Genomic DNA, 5206 nt, shown 5'->3' with positions numbered 1-5206 from the left:
GTCCCGCTCGTAAGAGGCACCGCTGGACGCAAAGCTACACAAGCAACCTTCATCGCCGCTCCAACTACCGGACAAGGTGCAATGTGAAACCTACTCCTTATCCTGCGGGCGATAAACGCGTGCAGGCAGAAATGAGGTGCCGTAGTGACGCGCGAAGTCCAGCACGGTGTCGCCGGCGCGAGGCTCATAGCGATCGGGGTCGGCGATCATCGCGCGCGGGTTGTCCGGCACGATCAGTTGTGGAACGCCGCCGTAGAAAGTCAGCGCGCGGGCGATACCACTCAGCCAGTCCTCCATCGTCTCGGCCGGCGTGGCACATGCGAATGTATAGCTCGATGCGCCCATGGCGGCCACGAAGATGTGCGCGCGACGCCCCGTAGTCAACGGCAATGTGGGACCGGCGAAGTCGACGAATAGCTTCTCACCAGCACGGTGGATCTGCCGCATCGAGCGCTTCAGCCGTTTTGCGAACGCCTTATAGTGCTCGCAGAACTGCGTGTAACGGTAAGTCTTCCGATTCGCGAACTCCGCCTGATATTCCTCCCACAACAACGTCAGCGTCACGCCCTTGCAGCGTAGCTCTTGATGTATGCGACCGTAGTCGGGCTGTGCATAGGCCGCAGGTCCGGTGGGCTTGCCAAGAAGCCGTCGCTCGAGCTCGCCTTCGTCCATATCACAGGCGCTGGCCCAATCCAGCCCGGCGGCACCCGCCAGTCCGACATACTTCGTGACCACGCCCTTGGAAATGCCCAGCGACGCGGCGATTCGATCATGCGAGAAACCGCCGTCGAACTTAAGTCGTAAAACGTCCTTGATCATGCGCATGTTCATCCGGTGCGCGGGCATGCTCTCTCCGGCAAAAGCCGGCGAGCATAGCTCGCGTGGTTGATGTCATGCGCAACGCCAGTCCTGTCCTCCGGTCCGTCCGGTCACGTTCCCGAAACGGCCGGTCACGTTGCCGAAATCGCCGGTCACGATCCCGAAACGGCCGGTCACCTTCGTCCGAAATACGCAGTAGCTCTTCGTTTGTGGTTTTCTCCCTTTTTCTTTCAGTACCTGGAACGTTGTTTCGTCGCAGTAGATCAGCTCTGCCTCGAGCAACGCATCGCGCATCAAGTTGATCACGGGCTGGGTCGCGAGGCCAACGCGAACCATGCTGGCGGCGATCGTGTTCGACGAGATGTCGCCACCGAAGCGACACAGCAAACCAGCCTGACGATACAGCGGCATGCCGAATTGATACTTGCCGGTGGCGATCCATGCAAGCGCCGATTCGCTGAACAGTCCGCGCGCGATGATGCGCGGCGGCGCCGGCGTGACCTTGATCCCGAGGTCACAGCAAGGGCACGCATATTTGACGCGCTGGTGTTGGATCACCCGAAGCTGCTCCGGGATCACATCGAGCTGCTCACTGATCTCCGCGCCTATCTCGACGAGCGCGTGCCCATCGTTCGTGCAGAAGCGTTCGGCTTCGGGCAGTTCGTGTCGCACGACCTCGCGCGGCAGATTCGGATCTAGCGGCTTGCGATGACCGCGCTTCTTGCGCTTGTGCGCGGCGACTGTCGTCTCCGGCGTGTCTTCCTGCGCGGGCGCGCTGTTCGCTCCGAGCGTCTCGGCTTCGTTGAACAAGCTAGGTTGATCAGAATCTCGTGCTTCACTCTTGGCGCCGAACAGTTCGCGACGATAAGCTCGGAGGCGCTCCTCGGCGAGATCGCGCTCGGCCGTCACGAGCCGCAAGGCGCCGCGTAATGCCTCCTGTTCTTCTCGCAATGCACGCGCAGCATCGCGCTCGGCGAGCAACGCCTTCAGTTCCTCGGCGGTGATCGTGACGTTGATCGGCATGGCTGGTTAGACCCGCACACCGCCTCACTGTTCAGCTCACGCGATGATATTCCTGCTTCGGATACCGCCGGATTGCGGTGATGTCATCGCCGTCGAGTAGCGCGTGCAGCACATTGGTGGTCATCGTCACGATCTCAGCCTTGTTGTCGGGCCAGATGAAATGGCTTCTCTCCAATCGCTTTATGAGAAGCCAGAAACCACTGCCATCCCAGCCAAGGATTTTTATCCGATCGCGACGCCGGTTTCCGAAGATGTATAGCGAAGTGTCCATCGGATTCAGGCGCATCGACTGCTCAACGAGAATAGACAGGCTATTCATGCCGTAGCGGAAATCAACGGGATCGCGGTGCAGATAGACCTTCAGATCGTCGTCGAACCGGAACACGGCATCCTCCCCAGAATCTGGACCATGGTCGTCAATTCGTCGATGGTCGCGATTGCCCCGCCGAGTTCGAGCTCGACGCCGTTCGACAGACGCACATGCAAGGCAAGTGTCATCGATGGTGGTGTGGACGGATGTGTCGGCGACGCTGAAACGACCGACACGAACGCAGACGGCTTTACCGCGACGGGGACGGGTTGGTGCGACCCTGGCAGAGCGGCGGCCACCTCATTAATCGACTCGTCGGGGTGAGGCGCGTTGTATTCGTCGTTGCCATTATGCTGCGACGCTGGCGAAATGCCTTTCTCGCGCTCCACCAAGTACTTCGCGATCCACTTGCGCAGCAGATTGGCGTTGATGCCGTGCTGCTGAGCCAGACCGGCGACTGATACTCCGGGACGAAGTGATGCCTCAATCAAGGCGCGTTTACTTTTTTCGTCATAGCGGCGACGACCATCGCTGCTACGACGTACTACTGCCAACTCTGAGTCTATGCCAGTCATAGGTGTCCACCTCAAGACAGGTGGACACCTATGGTCCTCGCTACTGTCGCTCACTGCCAGACGTCGGAGATGGACCGCTTACAGGCGATCTACGAATCCCAGCAGGCGGTCGGCGCAAATTCCCCCACCACCGCGCCCACCGGTGTGGCTGAGCCGGCGGGCGCTCGAATTCCTCCACCTCAAACTCCTCCATCCCCGCGCCCACCGGCTCCTGCTCGGGCAGCGCCGGTCAAACCCTTCAATTTCGCCCGCTCGGCCAGCGAACCCCATCGCGAATGGATCGAGCAGCAGGTGCGCCTGCAGCGCAATGCCCAGGCCATCTACCAGGATCTGGTTGATCAGTTCGGCTTTACCGCGAGCTACGACAGCGTCAAGCGTTTCGTGCGCGCCCTGCGTCACGTCGACCCCGAGCAGTTCGACCGTCTTGCATTTATCGTCGGCGAGGAAAGTCAGGTCGACTACGGCGAGGGCGCCCCGACTCTCGATCCAAAAACGGGGCGATACCGGAAACCGCGTCTGTTCGTCATGACCCTGCGGTACTCGCGACGCAGCTTCCGACGCGTGGTGTGGAAGTCCAGCAAGCAGGTGTGGGCACCGCTTCACGAGGAGGCCTTCCGGTACTTCGGAGGTTCGACGCAATACGTAGTCCTTGACAATCTGCGCGAGGGCGTCATCACACCGGACCTGTACGAGCCGGAAATCAACCGGCTCTACGCCGCGATGCTCGAGCATTACGGCGTCGTCGCGGACCCTGCACGCGTAAGGGATCCGAATCGCAAGGGTACCGTGGAACACGCGATCAAGCATACGCAGGACACGGCCCTTAAGGGTCGCCGCTTCGAGTCCATCGAAGCCCAGAACGATTCCTGATGCACTGGGAGGAGAACTGGGCCGCCAGACGCATCCACGGCCGCGCGCGGCGGCAGGTCCAGGCGATGTTCCAGGAAGAGAAGCCGCATCTGCAGGCGCTGCCGCTCACCGGGTTCCGTTACTTCAAGGAGGTCGTGCGCACCGTCAACGACGACACCACCGTCAGCATTGACCGCAGCAACTATGCCGCGCGTCCCGCGCCCATCGGTTCTCTCGTGTGCGTGCGCGTCTACGACACCACCCTGGAGATCCGCGATCGCCGCACCCAGGAACTGCTGCGCACGCATCCCCGCCACACCGAGCCCGGCTCGCTCGAGCTTCCCGAGAGCGAACGCCCGTTCAACCCGTCACGCCAGACAAGCCTGGCGCTGGCCAGCGCCGGCGACATCGGACCGAGGGCAAAAGCACTGTGTCAGCACCTGTTCGACGCCGAAGGTCGCGTCGGCCATCGCGGCATGTGGGGCATCGTCGCGTTGGCGAAGAAGTATCCCACTTGGCTCGTCGAACAGGCCTGCGACCACGCCTTGCGTCATCACCTCTATCGCTACCGGCAGGTGCGCGCCGTCGTCGAGCGGCTGTTCGAGCAGGCGCTCGAGCGCCTAGATCGTGCGCCGCAGCTCGCCTTGCCACTCACCCAGGAGCATGCCCTGATCCGGCCCGCCGCCGAATACGGCGCGCTCTTCAACGCCGGCGCGCAGCACAGTGCCGGCACCCACCCCTCCACAACGGGAGAAACTGAATGACCACCACGCTACCCGACATCGAACGCGCACTCAGGCTGCTACGCCTGTCGGGCGTGCGCGACACGCTCGAGACCCGGGTGCTGCAGGCACAGGGCAGCCAGCAGCCGTTCCTCGAGACCTTCGCGCTGATTCTGCAGGACGAACTCGACCGGCGCCAGTCGCGGCTCATCGAGCGACGCTACCAGCAGTCCGGACTCGAGGAGAAGCTCACGCTTGCCGAAATCGACTGGTCCTTCACCCCGAAGCTGCCGCGGCAAGCCTGTTTCCAGCTGCATACCCTGAAGTTCGTGGCCTGCGGCGAGAACGCGCTGATCATCGGCAAAAGCGGCACTGGCAAGAGCCACGTTGCGAAGGCCGTGGCGTACCAGGCTGTCCTGCACGGCCACAAGGTGCAATACATCGAGACGGACGACTTCTTTAACCGATATGTGCTGAGCCCACCGGCCTAGCGCGAGGCGAGGCTACGGGCCATCCTCGAGTGCGATCTGCTCGTGCTCGACGATCTGTTCCTCTCGCGCACGATCCCCGACGAGGCGGGGACGTTGCTGCAAACGCTTATCCATCAACGCTACAAGCTGCATCGCAGCGTGGTCGTCACCTCAAACCGGATCGTCCAGGACTGGGGTACCTATCTCGGCGACAACACGATGAGCACCACAATCCTCGACCGGCTCATGCATCATTGCCACCTGCTCGAGTTCGACGGGCGCAGCTATCGCCTCAAGCAGGCCGCCGAAACCCTTGCACGAAAAACGAAAGCGAGCTAAGGCAACACTGATTAAGTCCACCGCCTGTGCGCGTCAAGCGTTATAGAGCGCACGAGCAACGAGTAAGTCAAAAGACAATGAAACAGCAGACGCTTGCGA

The 5206-nt window shown here is 61.6% G+C and carries 2 protein-coding genes and 4 pseudogenes; 2 read left to right on the top strand and 4 right to left on the bottom strand.

All coding sequences use genetic code 11. From position 1 onward, the window contains the following. Positions 1-96 precede the first annotated feature (96 nt). The 4 genes and pseudogenes from istA (QCE73_RS39085) to QCE73_RS39070 form a co-directional block, all read right to left on the bottom strand. Positions 97-825: pseudogene (gene istA, locus QCE73_RS39085) on the bottom strand (IS21 family transposase); the annotation flags it as partial. Between the two features lie 189 nt (positions 826-1014). Continuing rightward, positions 1015-1842, bottom strand: a pseudogene (locus QCE73_RS39080) (transposase); the annotation flags it as partial. Between the two features lie 31 nt (positions 1843-1873). Then, positions 1874-2227, bottom strand: coding sequence for an IS66 family insertion sequence element accessory protein TnpB (tnpB, locus tag QCE73_RS39075; RefSeq protein ID WP_309886151.1), 354 nt, complete (start codon positions 2225-2227; stop codon positions 1874-1876). Continuing rightward, entirely contained in the window at positions 2203-2727 is a 525-nt protein-coding gene (locus tag QCE73_RS39070; RefSeq protein WP_075583979.1) for a transposase, read from the bottom strand. The genes tnpB and QCE73_RS39070 overlap by 25 nt, the downstream gene beginning before the upstream one ends. A 69-nt stretch (positions 2728-2796) precedes the next feature. Between QCE73_RS39070 and istA (QCE73_RS39065) the strand changes: the two are divergent. After that, positions 2797-4340 (top strand): annotated as a pseudogene (gene istA, locus QCE73_RS39065) (IS21 family transposase). Further along, a pseudogene (gene istB, locus QCE73_RS39060) lies at positions 4337-5107 on the top strand (IS21-like element helper ATPase IstB). Before istA (QCE73_RS39065) ends, istB begins: the two co-directional pseudogenes overlap by 4 nt. The last annotated feature ends 99 nt before the right edge of the window (positions 5108-5206 follow it).

It is taken from the genome of Caballeronia sp. LZ029 (assembly GCF_031451275.1).
Taxonomy (GTDB): domain Bacteria; phylum Pseudomonadota; class Gammaproteobacteria; order Burkholderiales; family Burkholderiaceae; genus Caballeronia; species Caballeronia jiangsuensis.
The sequence above is the reverse complement of the archived record's forward strand: the minus strand, read 5'-3'. Positions and strand labels throughout refer to the sequence as shown.